Annotated in this window: 8 protein-coding genes; all 8 read left to right on the top strand. The window is 74.5% G+C overall.

Translation table 11 applies throughout. The features are described 5' to 3' along the window. Window positions 1–285 precede the first annotated feature (285 nt). Window positions 286–7,212 (top strand): type I polyketide synthase, encoded by a 6,927-nt coding sequence (locus tag IG99_RS30040; protein WP_037679297.1) that lies wholly within the window; start codon window positions 286–288, stop codon window positions 7,210–7,212. 71 nt (window positions 7,213–7,283) lie between these two features. Next, window positions 7,284–11,882, top strand: a complete 4,599-nt coding sequence (locus IG99_RS30045) for a type I polyketide synthase (protein WP_051866066.1) — start codon at window positions 7,284–7,286, stop codon at window positions 11,880–11,882. Next, entirely contained in the window at window positions 11,879–12,196 is a 318-nt protein-coding gene (locus IG99_RS30050; protein ID WP_037679301.1) for an acyl carrier protein, read from the top strand. The genes IG99_RS30045 and IG99_RS30050 overlap by 4 nt, the downstream gene beginning before the upstream one ends. A 3-nt stretch (window positions 12,197–12,199) precedes the next feature. Next, the gene (locus IG99_RS30055; RefSeq protein ID WP_037679303.1) at window positions 12,200–13,018 is read left to right on the top strand and encodes an alpha/beta fold hydrolase; all 819 of its coding nucleotides are present in this window, start codon (window positions 12,200–12,202) and stop codon (window positions 13,016–13,018) included. Then, entirely contained in the window at window positions 13,015–14,412 is a 1,398-nt protein-coding gene (locus IG99_RS50605; protein ID WP_037679304.1) for a glycosyltransferase, read from the top strand. Before IG99_RS30055 ends, IG99_RS50605 begins: the two co-directional genes overlap by 4 nt. Then, on the top strand, window positions 14,409–15,479 hold the full coding sequence (locus IG99_RS30065; protein ID WP_199815634.1) for a class I SAM-dependent methyltransferase: 1,071 nt from the start codon (window positions 14,409–14,411) through the stop codon (window positions 15,477–15,479). Before IG99_RS50605 ends, IG99_RS30065 begins: the two co-directional genes overlap by 4 nt. Window positions 15,480–15,570: 91 nt before the next feature. Continuing rightward, the gene (locus IG99_RS30070; protein ID WP_037679306.1) at window positions 15,571–16,503 is read left to right on the top strand and encodes an alpha/beta hydrolase; all 933 of its coding nucleotides are present in this window, start codon (window positions 15,571–15,573) and stop codon (window positions 16,501–16,503) included. Window positions 16,504–17,035: 532 nt separating this feature from the next. Beyond that, window positions 17,036–17,215 (top strand): PadR family transcriptional regulator (locus IG99_RS30080; RefSeq protein ID WP_037679310.1); only part of this gene is annotated, 180 nt, incomplete at its 3' end.

The following is a 17,215-nucleotide window of genomic DNA, read 5'->3' on the forward strand; positions in this document are numbered from 1 at the left end:
TACAGCGCAGCCCGGCCGCGACGCTTCAGCGGTTCAAGCGCGACTTCGGCGATGTGAGGCGAGGTTGACCGGTCCTCCGGGCAAGGGAATTGATCCGGTTTCCGACCTTCGGGACACGGTCGATGATTGACCGGATCAATGCGGCGCCGAACAGCGACAGTCGTTCAACATTGACCCGCGAGTAATAACCGGACCGGAACCCTCATGCCCTCCGGTGAATTCCGATTCGCCGTCTTTGTTGTGCCGCACCCCCCACCGTGCAGTTCATCCTTGATTCGGAGAATCATGACGTTCGCTGTGCGCTCCGAGGACGTGTTCATCGGCATCACCCCGTTCGGTGAGCCCGACCCCAGGCTCGCCGCGGCGATCACCCGGGCCGGCGGGCTCGGCGTACTCGACCTGGGGACCGGTGACCGGAGAGCCCGCGAGGCGCTGGCACGTCTTCGCCGCCTGGCGCCCGGCCCCTTCGGCGTCCGTGTCGACGCGCGTTGCCTCCTGGTCCCGGCGGACCTCACGCCACGGACGGGCGCCGACCCACTCCGTACCGTCGTGCTCGCCGCGGACGCGGCGTGGCCGGTGCGGGACCTGGCCGCCCGGTACCGCGTGCTGGTGGAGGTCACGGACCTGGACGCGGCGCGGGAGGCGGTCCGCGCCGGCGCGCACGGGCTGATCGCGCGGGGCAGCGAGAGCGGCGGCCGGATCGGTGAGCTCAGCACCTTCGTCCTGCTGCAGCGGCTGCTCGCCGCGCCCGACCTGGAGCTCCCGGTGTGGGCCTGCGGCGGCATCGGCCCCCGTACGGCGGCCGCCGCGCTGACCGGCGGGGCGGCCGGGGTCGTCCTGGACACCCAGCTCGCGCTGCTGGCCGAGTGCTCGCTGCCGGCGGCGGCCGCCGCCGCGCTGCGCTCCCTCGACGGCTCGGAGACCGTCGTGCTGGCCGGCCATCGCGTCCTGCTGCGCCGTGGCCCGGACGCCCCGCGGATCCCGGCGGACGACCCCGCGGCGGTGGCGGCGGCGCTGGGCGCCCAGGATCCGCGCACCCAGCTGCTGCCGGTGGGGCAGGACGGTTTCCTCGCCGCCCGCTTCGCCGACCGCTGGGGTGACGTCGGGCGGACGGTGCGCGCCCTGACGGACGCGGTGCGGGAGGCCGTAGGAGACGACGGGCCGGGCGGGGCGCTGCGGGCGGAGTCGGCGATGAGCCGGGCGCTCGGTACGCGGCTGCCCGTCGCGCAGGGGCCGATGACCCGGGTCAGCGACGAAGCCGCGTTCGCCGCCGCCGTGGCCGCCGACGGTGCGCTGCCGTTCCTGGCGCTGGCGCTGGCGAGCGGTGAGCGGGCGCGGGAGATGCTCACGCGGACCCGGGCCGCCGTGGCCGGCCGGCCCTGGGGCGTCGGTGTGCTCGGGTTCGCGCCCGAGGACGTACGGGCCGCGCAGTTGGAGGCGGTACGACAGCTGCGGCCGACGCACGCGATCATCGCGGGCGGGCGGCCCTCCCAGGCCCAGGCGCTGGAGCGGGAGGGGATCCGCACCTTCCTGCACGTGCCGTCGCCGGGGCTGCTGGGGCAGTTCCTGCGGGCCGGGGCACGCCGGTTCGTGTTCGAGGGGTCCGAGTGCGGCGGGCATGTGGGGCCGCGCGCCGGCTTCCCGCTGTGGGAGGCCCAGGTGGCGGTCCTGGAGGACTTCCTGGACGACCACCCCGACGTGCCCGCCGCCGATGTCGAGGTGTTCTTCGCGGGCGGCGTCCACGACGAGCGGTCGGCGGCGATGGTGGCCGCGCTCGCCGCCCCGCTCACGGCGCGCGGCGCGGCTGTCGGCGTGCTCATGGGCACCGCGTACCTGTTCACCGAGGAGGCCGTGGCACACGGCGCGATCCGGCCGCTCTTCCAGCGGCGGGTGCTGGCGGCGGACCGTACGACCCTGCTGGAGACCGCGCCCGGACACGCCACCCGCTGCCTGCCCAGTCCGTTCACCGCCGACTACCGCTCGCACGAGGCGCGGCTGCGTGCCGCCGGGGTGCCCGACAGGGGCGTCTGGGAGGAGCTGGAGCGGCTCAACGTGGGGCGGCTGCGGATCGCGAGCAAGGGAGTCGAGCGGGACACGGGCGGGGCCCTCGCACCTGTGGACGAGCAACGCCAACTCATGGATGGCATGTTCATGGCAGGTCAGGTCGCCGTCCTGCGCTCGGCGACGACCACGGTCGAGGCCCTGCACCGCTCGGTGACGACGGGTGCGGCGGACTTCCTCACCGCACGGGCCGAGGCGCTGCGCCCGCGGCTGGGCGTCGAGGCCGTCCGGGAGCGGCCGGCGCCCGCTCCGCTCGACGTCGCCGTCGTCGGCATGGCGTGCATGTTCCCGCAGGCCCCCGACCTCCCCACGTTCTGGGCGAACGTCCTCGGCGGACACGACGCCGTCACCGAGGTGCCGCCCGAGCGCTGGGACCCGGACGTCCACCACGCCCAGGGCACCACGGCCTCCAAGTGGGGCGGCTTCCTGCCGCCGATCCCCTTCGACCCGCTGCGCTACGGCATCCCGCCCACGTCGCTCGGCGGCATCGAGCCGGTCCAGCTGCTGTCCCTCGAGGCCGCCCGGCGCGCCCTGGAGGACGCCGGATACGGCGACGGCGGACGGGACTTCGACCGCTCGCGCACCTCGGTGGTGTTCGGCGCGGAGGCGGGCAGCGACCTGTCCAACGCGGCGACCCTGCGCGCCGTCCTGCCCTCGTACTACGGCAAGGTCCCCGAGGGCCTCGACGAGCAGCTGCCCAGGCTCACCGAGGACTCCTTCCCCGGCATGCTCTCCAACGTCATCTCCGGCCGTATCGCCAACCGCCTGGACCTCGGTGGCGCCAACTACACGGTGGACGCGGCCTGCGCCTCGTCCCTGGCCGCGGTCGACGTCGCCTGCAAGGAACTCGTCGGCGGCACCAGCGACGTCGTGCTGTGCGGCGGCGCCGACCTGCACAACGGCATCAACGACTACGTCCTCTTCTCCTCGGTGCACGCCCTCTCCCCCACCGGCCGCTCGCGTGCCTTCGACTCCTCGGCCGACGGCATCGCGCTCGGCGAGGGCGTCGCCTGCGTCGTACTGAAGCGGCTCGCGGACGCCGAGCGCGACGGCGACCGGATCTACGGTGTGATCAAGGGGCTGGGCAGCGCGAGCGACGGCCGTTCGCTGGGGCTGACGGCGCCCCGCCCGGAGGGCCAGCGGATGGCGCTGGAGCGCGCGTACCGCAACGCGGGGGTCTCCCCGGCCGACGTCGAGCTGGTCGAGGCGCACGGCACCGGGACCGTGGTCGGCGACCGCACCGAACTCACGGTACTGAGCGAGGTGTTCGACGCGGCGGGGGCGCGGCCCGGCGGGTGCGTGCTCGGCTCCGTCAAGTCGCAGATCGGCCACACCAAGTGCGCCGCCGGACTCGCGGGCCTGATCAAGACCGTGCTCGCGCTGTACACCGGCGTCCGCCCGCCCACCCTGCACCTCGAACGGCCCAACAAGGCCTGGGACGCGGACACCAGCCCCTTCGCCTTCCACCGGCGGGCCCTGCCCTGGGCCGCTCCGGCAGGTCAACGCCTCGCGGGGCTGAGCGCGTTCGGTTTCGGCGGAACCAACTTCCATGTGGTGCTGGCCGCTCACGCCGACGGCGTACCACCGGAACAGGGCCTGGACGCGTGGCCCGCCGAGCTGTTCGTCTTCCGCGGCCGGGACACGGCGGCCGCGCACCGCGCGATCGAGGAGCTGCTGAAGACCGCCGAGGCGGCCGGCCGCCCCTGGCGCCTGCGCGACCTCGCCCTGAGCGCCGCCCGCCGCTCCGACCCCGGCCACGAGCCGGTCCGGGCCGCCGTCGTGGCGACGGACGTGGAGGGGCTGAAGGGACAGTTGCGGCGAGCGCTGGCCGGGGAACACGATCCGGCGCGGGGGATCCATCTGGCGGGCCTCGCGGCGCAGGAGCTCCCCGGGAAAGTCGCCTTCCTCTTCCCCGGGCAGGGCAGTCAGCGCACCGGGATGCTCGCCGATGTCCTCATCGCCTTCCCCGAGTTGCGGCACACCCTCGAAGAGCTCGGGCGGGACCACGCCGGCGCGCTCTACCCGCCCGCCCCCTTCGACGACGCCGTGCGCGACCGGCAGCGGGAGGCGCTCACCGACACCCGGGCCGCGCAGCCCGCGCTGGGTGTCGCCGGGCTGGCCGCGCACGCGCTGCTCACGGCGTCGGGGGTACGTCCCGACATGGCGGCCGGGCACAGCTACGGCGAGCTGGTCGCCCTGTGCGCGGCCGGCGCCCTGGACCCCGGCACCCTGCTGGAGCTGAGCTCGGAGCGGGCGGCGGCGATCCTCGCGGCCGCCGGGGACGACCCCGGGACCATGGCCGCCGTCTCGGCCGGCGCCGAGGAGGTCGTACGGGCGCTGCGCGCGGCCGGAACCCCGGACTCGGTGGTCGTCGCCAACCGCAACGCGCCCCGGCAGACGGTGATCTCCGGCCCCGTGGACGCCGTCGGCGACGCGGTGCGGCGGCTGCGCGAGGCCGGGCTCGGCGCCCAGCGCATCCCGGTGGCCTGCGCCTTCCACAGCCCGCTGGTCGCGGGCGCGTCCGACCGGTTCGCCGAGGCACTCGCGGCCCGGCCCGTACGCCCGCCCGAGTTCCCGGTGTGGGCCAACCGCACCGCCGCCCCGTACGCCGCCGACGCGGACGCGGTACGGACCGAACTCGCCGCCCAGATCGGAGCGCCGGTCGCCTTCGTCGAACAGATCGAGGCGATGTACCAGGCGGGCGCCCGTGTCTTCGTCGAGGCGGGCCCCGGGTCCGTGTTGACCCGCCTGGTCGGCCAGATCCTCGGCGACCGACCGCATCGCGCGGTGGCCTGCGAGCCGCGTCCGGACAGCGGCCTGCGCGGCTGGCTCGACGCCTTGGCCCAACTCGCGGTGGCGGGAGTGCCGGTGCGTACCGGGTGGCTGCTGCGCGGCCGGGACGCCGTCGACGCGGTGCGCACGCCGGTGCCGAAGCGGCCCGGCTGGACCGTCGACGGTCAGTTGGTGCGCACCGCCGCCGGAGAACTCCTGCCCGGTGCGCTGGCACCGGCCCGACGAGTCGTGGAGACGACTGTGACGACGAACCCCCCGCAGGGCGTCCCGTCCGACCGGGACGCCCTGGTCGCCGAGTTCCTGCGCACCAGCCGCGAGATGATCGCCGCCCAACGGGACGTGCTGATGACGTACTTCGGGGCGGTACCCGGCGAGCGGATCACGGCACCTGGCGCCGTCGCGGCACCGGGCCCGGTCGCGGCGCCGGTCGCCTCTGCGCCGACCGCGCAGGCCGGGGCCACGACCGTGCCCGAGCCCGAAACGGCCCCGCTTTCGGAGCTCAGCCACGAGAGCCCCGGCGTGACCGACATGGAACGGGTGGTGCTGGAGATCATCAGCGAACGCACCGGCTACCCCATGGACATGATCGAGCCCGACCTCGACCTGGAGGCCGACCTCAGTATCGACTCGATCAAGCGCGCGGAGATCGCCGGTGAGCTGGCCAGGCGCCTGGGCAGCAGGGGCGGCACGGACCTCGCCGAGCTGGACGACGCCGAGTTGGAGGAGCTGGCGAAGGCGCGGACGGCGGCCGCGGTGGTGGGCTGGCTGGAGGCGCGGCTGGGTACGTCCACGGGCGGCGCGGCCTCGGACGCACGGCCCGCTTCCGACTCGACCGACCTTGTCGGCATGACAGAAGCGGCCGAAGTGGCCGAAGCGACCGGTGAGCCCCCGAAGCGGTACCTCCTGCGGCCGGTTCCCCTCGCGGCGGACGGCGCCGGAGACCCCGCCGCCGTCCTGTCCGGCGCGCGGTTCGTGGTCCTCGGGGACGGTGGGGAGGGCGTGGCGGACGAGGTCCGCGCGCTGCTCCTCTCCTACGGCGCGCACGTCGTCGTACGCGCTCGGGAGCATCTGCTCGACGAGGCGGACGGCGCTGTGGACGGCGTGCTGTACCTCGCCCCGCTCGCGGCCGGTGGCGGGCCGGTGCTGCCCGACGCGTTCCCGGTGCTGCGAGCCGCGTTGGCCCGCGGCCCGCGCAGGCTGCTGGCCGTCCGGCCCGCCGACGGGGACGCGCCGGACCCGGGGACGGCCGGGCTGCACGGGCTGTTCCGTACGGTGGCCCGCGAGTACCCGGACACGGTCGCGCGGGTCGTCGACCTCCACGACACCTCGCCCGGAGCCGTCGCGCGTGCGCTGGTCGACGAGCTGGCCGCCTCCGACCGGGCTCCGGTCGTCCTGCGCACGGCGGCGGGCCGGCACGGCCTGGAGCTGGTCGAGACACCGCTCGGCGCGCTGGGCACCACCGGGGCGGGGCCGGCCGGGGACGGGGTGGCCGAGGCCGCCGCCCTGGGCCTGGACCGCGACTCGGTGGTCCTGCTCGCCGGTGGGGCCCGGGGCATCACCGCCCGGTTCGCGGTCGCGCTCGCCGCCGCGTCCCGGTGCCGCGTGGAACTGCTCGGTCGGACCCCCGCCCCCGACGGCCCCGAGGACCCGGCGACCGCCGCCGCCCGCACCGCCACCGAACTGCGCGCGGTGCTCGCCGCCCGGGGCGGTGCGACACCCGCAGAGGTCAACCGCACCGCGGGGCTCCTCCTCGCTCAGCGGGAGATCAGCGCGACGCTGGCGGAAGTCACCGCGCTCGGCAGCCGGGTCCGCTACCGTTCGGTCGACTTCCGGGAGCCGGAGGCGGTGCGCCAGGCGGTCAAGGAGATCCACGCCGAGCACGGGCGCCTCGACGGCGTGGTGCACGCGGCCGGGGTGATCGAGGACCGGCTCCTCGCGGAGAAGACGGCGGAGTCCTTCCAGCGCGTGTACGGCACGAAGGCAGCGGGCGCGGACGCCTTGTTCACGGCGTTGGACGAACTGCCCGAGGCGCCCGCGTTCGCGGTCCTGTTCGGCAGCGTCTCCGCCGTCCTGGGCAATCGGGGTCAGGCGGACTACGCGGCCGCCAACGACGCCCTGGAGGCCCTCGGTACGGCGTGGGCCTCCCGGACCGGACACCGGGCGCTGACCGTGCACTGGGGCCCGTGGGCACCCGGCGGCGGCCACCACGGCATGGTGAGTCCCGAACTGGCCCGTGAGTACGCCCGGCGCGGGGTCCGGCTGATCGACCCGGAGGAAGGCACCGCGGCCCTGCTGCGAGAGCTCGCCTGGGGCGACCCGTCGGCCAGGTCCGTCGTCTACACCGCGTCGGGCTGGTGATCCCCTCCGTGACGGATCGACAGGGGTCGGTCGCGGTGACGTCCCGGCACGTTCCGGTCGCCGTCGTCGGGATGGCGGTGCTGCTGCCGGGCGCCGCCGACCTGGACGCGTACTGGCGGAACCTGCGGGACGGTGTGGACGCGATCGCCGAGGTGCCGGACGGCCGCTGGGACGGCGACTACTACCGTCCCGGCACCGCCTCCGAACCGGCCGTCGCGGACCGGGTGTACGCCCGGCGGGGCGGGTTCGTGGACGGGCTGGCCGAGGTGGAGGTGACCCGGTTCGGGATCATGCCGAACTCGGTGGCCGGTACGGAGCCCGACCAGCTCATCGCGCTGCACGTGGCCGCCGCCGCCCTGGATGACGCGGGCGGCACCGACCGCCTCCCCGACCGGGGGCGCGTCGGCGTCGTGCTCGGCCGGGGCGGCTACCTCACACCCGGCCTGGTCCGGCTGGACCAGCGAGTGCGAACAGCCGGCCAACTCGTCCGCACCCTCGGCGAGTTGCTGCCGGACCTGGCGCCCGCCCAGCTCGACCGCGTCCGCGCGGCGTTCACCGACAGCCTGGGCCCCGACAGCCCCGAGTCGGCCATCGGGCTGGTGCCCAACCTCGCCGCCTCCCGGGTCGCCAACCGGCTCGACCTGCGCGGCCCCGCCTACACCGTGGACGCCGCGTGCGCGTCGTCACTGGTCGCCGTCGACCAGGCCGTGGGCGAACTCGCCACCGGCCGCTGCGATCTGATGCTCGCCGGGGGCGTCCACCACTGTCACGACATCACGCTGTGGAGCGTCTTCTCCCAACTGCGCGCCCTCTCCCCCAGTCAGCGCATCCGCCCCTTCCACCGGGACGCCGACGGCATCCTGATCGGCGAGGGCACGGGTGTGGTGGTGCTCAAACGGCTCGCCGACGCCGAGCGCGACGGCGACCGGGTCTACGCGGTGATCCGGGGCACCGGAGTGGCGAGCGACGGGCGGGCTGCGGGCCTGGTCAACCCCGACCCCGGCGGGCAGGTCCTGGCCGTGCGCCAAGCCTGGAGTGCGGCGGGGCTGGACCCGGCCGCGTCCGGTTCCGTCGGCCTGCTGGAGGCCCACGGCACGGCGACCCCGGCGGGCGACGCGGCCGAACTGGCCACGCTGGCCGAGGTGTTCGGCCCGGCCGAGGGGCAGGAGGGCGAGCGGGCGGTGATCGGCTCGGTGAAGTCGATGATCGGCCACACCATGCCCGCCGCCGGAGTCGCCGGGCTCGTCAAGGCGGCCCTCGCCCTCCACCACGGCACCCTCCTGCCGACCCTCCACTGCGACACACCCCACCCGGCGCTCGCGGCGACGCGGTTCCGCCCGCTGGAGAAGGCCACGCCGTGGGAGACGGCCCCCGGCCATCCGGTGCGACGGGCCGCCGTGAACGCCTTCGGCTTCGGGGGCATCAACGCGCATGTGGTGCTGGAGGAGGCACCGGCGGCTGCCGCGCGACGAGCACACGGGCCCCGGACACGCCTCGCGCCACCACCGGTGCCGGCCCTCAAGGACACGACAAGCGCGCCCGGGCCCCCGCCGAAGGCAACCCTCGCCGTCACCGAACCCGAGCGTGTCCTGCTCCTCGCCGCCGACAGCCCTGAGCGGCTCGCCGCCCTGCTGGACGCCGACGACGACTCCCTGCCGGCGGCCGGTCTGGACCCCACGCACCCGCACCCGGATGCGGGCCGGGCCCGGCTCGGCATCGTGGAGCCGACCGCCAAGCGGCTCGCACTGGCCCGCCGGGCGGTCGCCAAGGGCCGGGCCTGGCACGGCCGGAGCGACGTCTGGTTCCGGCCGGGACCCCTGCTCGGCCCGGGGGCCGAAGGGGGGAAGCTGGCCTTCGTCTTCCCGGGCCTGGAGGGCGAGTTCACCCCCCAGGTCGACGATGTGGCGGCCCACTTCGGGCTGCCCGGCCCGCCGGTCCGCGGAGGCCGGGTGGACGACGTGGGCCGCCACGGCTTCGATGTCGTCGCCGTCGGCCGCCTCCTGGACGCCGCGTTGCGCCGCACGGGCGTCGAACCGGACGCGGTCGCGGGACACAGCGTCGGTGAGTGGACCGCCATGACGGCGGGCGGGCTGTACTCGGGGGACGAGGTCGACGCCTTCATGGCGACGTTCGACCCGGACACGGTGACCGTCCCCGGCCTCGCCTTCGGCGCGCTGGGCGCCCCCGCGCACCGGGTGCTCGCCGCCCTGGAGGAGGAGTGGGCGGGAGCCGGGCTCGTGCTGTCCCACGACAACGCGCCGAGCCAGTCGATGGTGTGCGGGCCGGACGCGGCGGTCGAAGAGTTCGTACGGTCCTTCCGTGCGCGGGGCGTGATCAGCCAAGTGCTGCCGTTCCGCTCGGGCTTCCACACGCCGATGCTGGAGCCCTACCTGGGACCGATCAGACAGGCCGCACAACGTTTCCGGCTCCATCGGCCCACCGTCCCCGTCTGGTCCGGGACGACCGCCGCGCCCTTCCCCGAGGACGAGGCGGAGATCCGGGCCCTGTTCGTCCGGCACCTGCTGGAACCCGTCCGCTTCCGGCACCTCACGGAGGCCCTCCACGCGGCGGGCCACCGGGCGTACGTGCAGGTCGGCCCGGGCCGACTCGGCACGCTCATCGGCGACACCCTCGGCGCCCGCGACCACCTCGTCGTCCCCGCCAACTCCCCGCACCGCACGGGCCTGGCCCAACTCCTCCGGGTGACCACCGCGTTGTGGGCGGCGGGCGCGAGCGTGGCTCCGGCGCTCCGGCGAACCGACACCGCGCGCACCTCGTCGGCCGCCCGCGTCCCGGCCGCCTCCACCACCGTGGGAACGCGACGGCCGCCCATACGCCTGGACCTCTCCGGCGCCCTCGTCTCCCTCGCCCCGCAGACCCTCACCGAACTGCGCGCCGACCTCGCCGCGACGCACCCGGCGCCTCACACCACCCCTGAAGCCACCCCGTCGCCGCTGGACGCGCTCGCAGGTCAGGACCCCGTCGCCGCGGAGCTCAACGCGTTCCTGCGGGACACGGCCGACACGGCCGCCGCCCTCATCACCGCGAGCGGACGACGAGCGACGCCCGCGCCCGCCCCTCTCGGCACACTCCCCGCACCCCGGCCCACCCGTTGGCACAAGACCCTCCACGTCTCCCCCATCGCCATGCCCCACCTCCTCGACCACTGCTTCTTCCCGCAACGCCCGAACTGGCCGGAGGTCGCCGACCGTTGGCCCGTGGTCCCGGCGACGACGATCGTGCGGCACATGATGGACGCGGCGCGGGAGGCCGCCGCGGGGAGCGTGCCGGTGGCCGTGCACGGGGCGCGGTTCGAGGAGTGGCTGACGGCGACGCCCGCCGTGGACGTACCGGTCACCGTGGAGCCGGACGGGCCGGGCCGACTCGCCGTCTCGTTCGGTCCCCGGGCCCGTGCCGTGGTGGAGGTGGCCGACACGTACGGCACGCGGCGGCCGGCCCGTTGGCACACCGACCCCGCCTCGGAGCGCGTCCCGGACCACACCGCGGCGCAGCTCTACGGCGAGCGGTGGATGTTCCACGGCCCGGCGTTCCAGGGTGTCAGTGAGCTGACCGCGATCGGGGAGAGACATGTGCGGGGCGTCATCACCACGCCGCCCGCGCCCGGTGCCCTGCTGGACAACGTGGGCCAGATCCTCGGCTACTGGATCATGGCGACCCGCACCGAACGGACGGTCGTGTTCCCGGTCGGGATGCGGGAGATGCGCTTCCACGGGCCGCACCCGGCGCCGGGGACCGAGGTGGACTGCCTGGTGCGGATCACCTCGCTCACCGACACCGTCCTGGAGGCGGACGTCCAGCTGACGGTCGACGGCGTGGTGTGGGCGGAGGTGTCCGGCTGGCAGGACCGCCGCTTCGACAACGATCCGACGACCCGCCCCGTCGAGCGCTTCCCGGAGCGCAATACCCTCGCGCAGGCCCGGCCGGGTGGCTGGTCGCTGCTCTTCGAGCGCTGGCCGGACCTCGCCTCCCGCGAGCTGATCATGCGCAACTCGCTGGGCGGGCCGGAGCGTGCCCAGTACGCCGCGCACGCCCCGCGGGGCCGCCGGCAGTGGTTGCTGGGCCGGATCGCGGTCAAGGACGCGGTGCGGCGGTGGCTGTGGGACCACGGCGAGGGCCCGGTGTTCCCCGCCGAACTGCGGGTGCACAACGACGACTTGGGCCGCCCGTACGTCACCGGGGTGCACGGCCGGGCGCTGCCCCCGCTGGATGTGTCGCTGGCGCACCGCGCGGAGGCGGGCGTCGCGATCGTACGGCCGCACACGCCCGGTCCGGGACCGGGCATCGACATCGAGGAGGTCACCGAACGCGCCCCGGAGGCCCTGACGGTGGCGCTCGGCGCGGAGGAACTGCGCCTGTTGCGGGGGCTGTCCGGCGCCACCGGAGACGCGGAGGCGCTGTGGTTCACCCGCTTCTGGACGGCGAAGGAGGCGGTCGCCAAGGCGGAGGGCGCCGGATTCGGCGGCCGGCCACGGGACTTCGCCGTCCTCGACGCGACACCGGACGGCGACCGTCTGACGGTCTCCGGCCGCCTGGAACGCGCCTACACCGTGCACTGCGCCCCGGCCACCAACCCGCCCCGCCTTCCGGAGCGACGCTATGTCGTGGCCTGGACGACGGGACCCACTCGAGCGAAGGAGTACGGCCGATGAGCCCCCACACCCCCGTGACCGCCGACGAGGAGAGCGTCCTCACCGACATCACCGGCATGCTCGCGACGCTCCTGGAGGACGAGTACGGCCTCGACGACGTCGAGATCGGCATGGCGACCACCTTCAACCGCGACCTCGAACTGGAGAGCATCGACCTGGTGGCACTGGCCGGCCTGCTGGAGGAGCGGTACGGCGGTCGGGTCAACTTCGCCGAGTTCCTGGCCGGGATGGACTTCGACGAGATCATCGAACTCACCGTGGGACGGCTCGTCGAGTACGTCGTGACCAGTCTGAAGGCGGCGGAGGCGAGCTGAGGGATGTCCATGGTCGACGCCGGCGCGGTCCGGTTGCACGTCCAGCGGACGGGGCCCCGGGACGGGCGCCCGGCCACCGCCACCGTGGTGCTCGTGCACGGTCTGCTCACCGACAGCCTGGCCAGCTACTACTTCACCGTGGCCCCCGCGTTCGCGGCGGCGGGCCTCGACGTCGTCATGTACGACCTGCGCGGTCACGGCCGCAGTGAACGCCCCGCGTCCGGCTACACCCTGGACCACAACATCGACGACCTGGAAGCGCTGCTGGACCGGCTGCGCGTGTCCGGCCCCGTCCACCTGGTCGGCAACTCCTACGGCGGCACGATCGCCTTCGGGTACGCGGTACGGCACCCGGAGCGGGCCGCGAGCGTCTGCCTGATCGAGTCCGAGCCTGCCACCGAGTCCTGGGCGGTGAAGCTGGGCGGCATCCTGCACCGGGTGGTGACCCAGCTGGCGCACAACGAGCCCGACGCCCTCGCGTGGATCACGGCGCACCGCGGCCACAACACCGCGCGCCTGGCCAGGGGCGCGGCACGGCTGGCCCGGGAGACCACCCTCGGCCGGGACATCCCGGCCAGCAGGGTACTGACGGAGGACCACATCCGCGCGGTGCGCTGCCCGGTGCTCGGCGTGTACGGCGGTGACTCGGACCTCGCCGAACTCGCGCCCTGGCTGGAGTCGTTGGTGCCGGACTGCCGGACGGTGGTGGTGCCGGGGCACGAGCACTCCGTCCTGGTCGAGGCCTCGGGCACGGTGGGCGGGGCGATTCTGACCCTGATCGACCGGGCGTCCGGGGCACGGGCGGGGGCGGCGGCGCGGTGAGCGGGTTCCTGTTCGTCGTACCCCCGTTGACGGGGCACATCAACCCGACCGTGGGTGTCGCCGCGGAGCTCCTCGCGCGCGGACACCGGGTGGCGTGGGTGTGCGCCGATCCCGGGCTGGTACGACGGCTGGCGGGGGACGGCGCCGAGGTGTTCGCGTGCGCCGGGACGGTCGAGGGGAGCCGGCCGCCCGAGCTGCGGGGGCCGGAGGCGCTGAGGTTCCTGTGGGAGTGGTACCTGCTGCCGCTGGCCGAGGCGATGGCGCCGGGTGTGGCGACGGCGGTCGAGGCGTTCCGGCCTGACGTGGTGGTCGCCGACCAGCAGGCCTTCGCGGGCGCGCTGGTCGCGGAGCGGCTGGGCGTGCCGTGGGCCACCTCGGCGACCACGTCGGCCGAGTTCACCGACCCGCTGGCCGGGCTCCCCAGGGTGCGGGAGTGGGTCGAGGAGCGGCTGTCCGGCCTGCGGTCCCTGATCGGGGATCCGGCGGGCACGGCGGACCCACGGTTCTCCCCTCGTCTCGTACTCGCTTTCAGCACACCGGAGCTGGCCACCCCGGCAGCAGGACCGGCCGTCGGCCTGTCCGCGCACGCCGGAGCCGACCGGGCGCACGCGGTCACCGCCACGGGGCGACCTGCCGCCCCGGACACCGACACCGGCACCGCCACCGGCGACAAGCCGACCGGCGACACCGCCGAGCCTCCCGCAGACACCCACACCGACCCGGCCCACACCGACACCGCCGCGAGACGACACACCGCCCCCGATACCGCTCGCCGGGCGGCCGGCAATCTCTCCGGGCCGGTCCGCTGGGTCGGTCCGTCGATCGCCGCCCGTCCGGACCCGGCCGGCTTCCCGTGGGAGTGGCTGGACGCCGGCCGGGCGACCGTTCTGGTCACGCTGGGCACCGCGAACACCGATGTCGGCGGCCGCTTCCTCGACCTGTGCCACGACGCGCTGCGGGAGCGGGCGGACCGGGTGCAGGGGGTGATCGTCGATCCCGGCGGAACGCTGCGGGCGCCGGGTGATGACAAGGACGTCCTGGTCGTGCCCTCCGTGCCCCAACTCGCCCTGTTGGACAGGGGCGTGGACGCGGTGGTCTGCCATGCCGGGCACAACACCGTGTGCGAGGCGCTGTGGCACGGGGTTCCGCTCGTGGTGGCGCCCATCCGCGACGACCAGCCGGTGGTGGCCGGGCAGGTCGTGGAGGCGGGGGCCGGAGTGCGGGTGCGGTTCGGCCGGGTCGCCGCGCGGAAGCTGGGCGCGGCCCTCGACACCGTACTCGACGAGCCCGACTGCCGAACGGCGGCCCACCGGATCCGCACATCGTTCCGCGCGGCCGGCGGGGCGCCTGCCGCGGCGGCCCATCTCGACGAGTTGGCCAGGGAGTTGTCATGAGTGACGAAGGCACCAAGCCCACCGCACGCATCGCCGCGCTGCGTCCCGGCTACCAGGCCGACCTGGCCGACGGTGTGGACCGGTTCTTCGAGCCCCGCGTCACCGTCTGCCCCTGGTGCGGTTCGGACCGGCTGACCACCCGCCTGCGCACCACGGACCTGCTCCAGCACAAGCCCGGCCGCTTCGTCCTGGACCGGTGCGAGGGGTGCGGGCACACCTTCCAGAACCCGCGTCTGAACGAGGTGGGCCTGGAGTTCTACTACCGCGACTTCTACGACGGCCTGGGCGAGAAGAAGCTCGGCGACACCTTCGGCGGGCGCACGAAGATGTACCGCGGTCGGGCCGAGTCGATGCTGCCGCACGACCCCACCCCGAAGAAGTGGCTGGACGTCGGCACCGGCCACGGCCACTTCTGCGCCGCCGCCCGTGACGTGCTGCCCGGCACCGCCTTCGACGGGCTCGACTTCACCGACGGCGTCGAACTCGCCGAGCGGGAGGGCCGGGTGGAGCGCGGCTACCGGGGCGGCTTCCCCGACCTGGCGCCCGAACTCGCCGCCGGCTACGACGTGGTGAGCATGTTCCACTACCTGGAGCACAGCACCGACCCCGACCGCGAACTGAGGGCCGCCCGGCAGGTGGTGCGTCCCGGCGGTCACCTGCTCATCGAGGTACCGGATCCGCAGAGCCGGTACGCGCGTGTCCTCGGCCGCTGGTGGCTGCCCTGGCTGCAGCCGCAGCACCTGCACTTCGTGCCGGTCGCCAACCTGCGGCGCCGCCTGACGGACCTGGGCTTCACGGTGGTCGCGGAGCAGCACGCCGAGCCGCACGACCCGGTGGACCTGCTGGCCGCAGTATGGCTGGCGCTGGACCACGGGGCTCCGCGCGAGGACGCGCCGTGGCTGCCCGAGCCGCCGGGTGCCCTGCGCCGTACGCTGCGGGGCGCGCTCCTCGTCGCCGGGATCCCCGCCCTGGTCGCGGGCACCCTCCTGGACCGGTTCGCGCTGCGGCCGCTGGCGCACCGGCTGGGCCTGTCGAATGCCTATCGGATCGTGGCCAGGCGCGACTGACCGTGCTAGCTTCTGCTCACCCCATCATCAGGAAACCTGATGATGGGTGGCGTCAATGATTACGGACGCCCGGCACGACGATCGGAAGCGCATGTCCCTCCTGGCCAGGCCGGCGGTGGCCTCCTTCGCCGCCAAGTCGATGCAACGTCTCGCTCTGCTGGCCGACCGAAGGACGAGCGGGCCGGGCTCCCGCGCCTCCTGGCACGCCCGCTTTCCCGACTACCCGCGCGAAGCGGTCGAGTTGACGGTGCCCACGTCGGTGGCGCCGGCCCCGGTGACGGTGTACCGGCCCGCGACCGACGAGCCGACTCCGCCGGTCCACGTGAACTTCCACGGCGGTGGTTACGTCCTGGCGATGACGGAGATCGACGACCCGTTCTGCCGGTTCGTCGCCGCCGAGGCGGGGGCGGTGGTGATCAACGTGGACTACGTCGTCGCCCCGCAGCACCCGTTCCCGGCCCCGACCCGGCAGGCGTTCGAGGTGGTCCGCTGGGTCGCCGAGCACGGCGCTGAACACGGCTGGGACGGCGGCCGGCTCACCGTCGGCGGGCAGAGCGCGGGCGGCGGGCTCGCGGCGGCGGTGGCCCGCCAGACCCTCCAGGAGGGCGGTCCGTCGATCGCGCTGCAGGTCCTGCACTACGCGCCGCTGGACCTCGCGACCCACGCCGGGGACAAGCGGGCCGCCACCGCCAAACCCGTGCTGCGGCCCTGGATGGCGGAGATCTTCGACACGTCGTACGTCCCCGACCCGCACCGGCGCGCCGACCCGCTGGTCTCGCCGGCCCATCCGTCGGACACGGCCGACCTCGCGGGCATCGCACCGGCCCTGCTCATCACCGCGGCCCACGACCTCCTGCGCGCCGAGGGCGTCCGGTACGCCGACCGTCTGCGCGCCGCCGGGGCACTCGTCGACCACCACGACGTGGCGGACGCCGACCACGGCTACGACGGCAAGGACGACGCGAAGGCCCGCGAGGTCTACGCCCTCGTCGCCGGGCACGTCCGGCGGGCCCACACCACCTGAGAGTGGCGTGCGGGTCGGCCAGTGCGCGCCCATCAGTTCCTGCCGTGCGCCGCTCGCCCCGGCCGACCGCGCACCGCGCACCGCGCAACGCGGCGGCGCCGAGGAAGACCATGGAGGACACCCCGGCGAGGGCGAACGCGGTGAAGCCCCAGTCGCCGTGGTCCGTGGCGAGCAACTGGCCGCCGAGCCGCGGGTCGAAGACGGCGCCGAGGCGTCCCATGCCGGAGGTCCAGCCGACGGCGGTCGCCCGGCGGTCGGGGTGGGAGCGGATCGAGACAATCGCGTGGATCTCCTTCGCGATCTGCGGGAAGGACCGCATGTACGCCTCCACCATGGTCCGGTGCGCCAGGCTCAGGTTGGGGCCGCCATATCGCCTTGATCTCCTCCAGCGTCCTGCCCTTGTTCGCTCTATGCGCCAGCCATTCGTGTCAGAACGGTGACAAAGGCCCCCACCTGCATGGATGTACCGCCCGCCATGATCTAAACACTCCGCGTATACACACCGGGTATACACGGTGTGTAGAGTGCCGCCATGTCCATCAGCAATACCCTCCTGGGACTCCTGGAGTCCGGTCCGCGCCATGGTTACGACCTGAAGCGGGCCTTCGACGAGAAGTTCGGTCACGACCGGCCGCTGCACTACGGCCAGGTCTACTCGACGATGTCGCGGCTGCTGAAGAACGGGCTCGTCGAGGTCGACGGGATCGAGGCG

Source organism: Streptomyces griseus subsp. griseus, assembly GCF_000720255.1.
Classification (GTDB): Bacteria; Actinomycetota; Actinomycetes; order Streptomycetales; family Streptomycetaceae; genus Streptomyces; species Streptomyces griseus_I.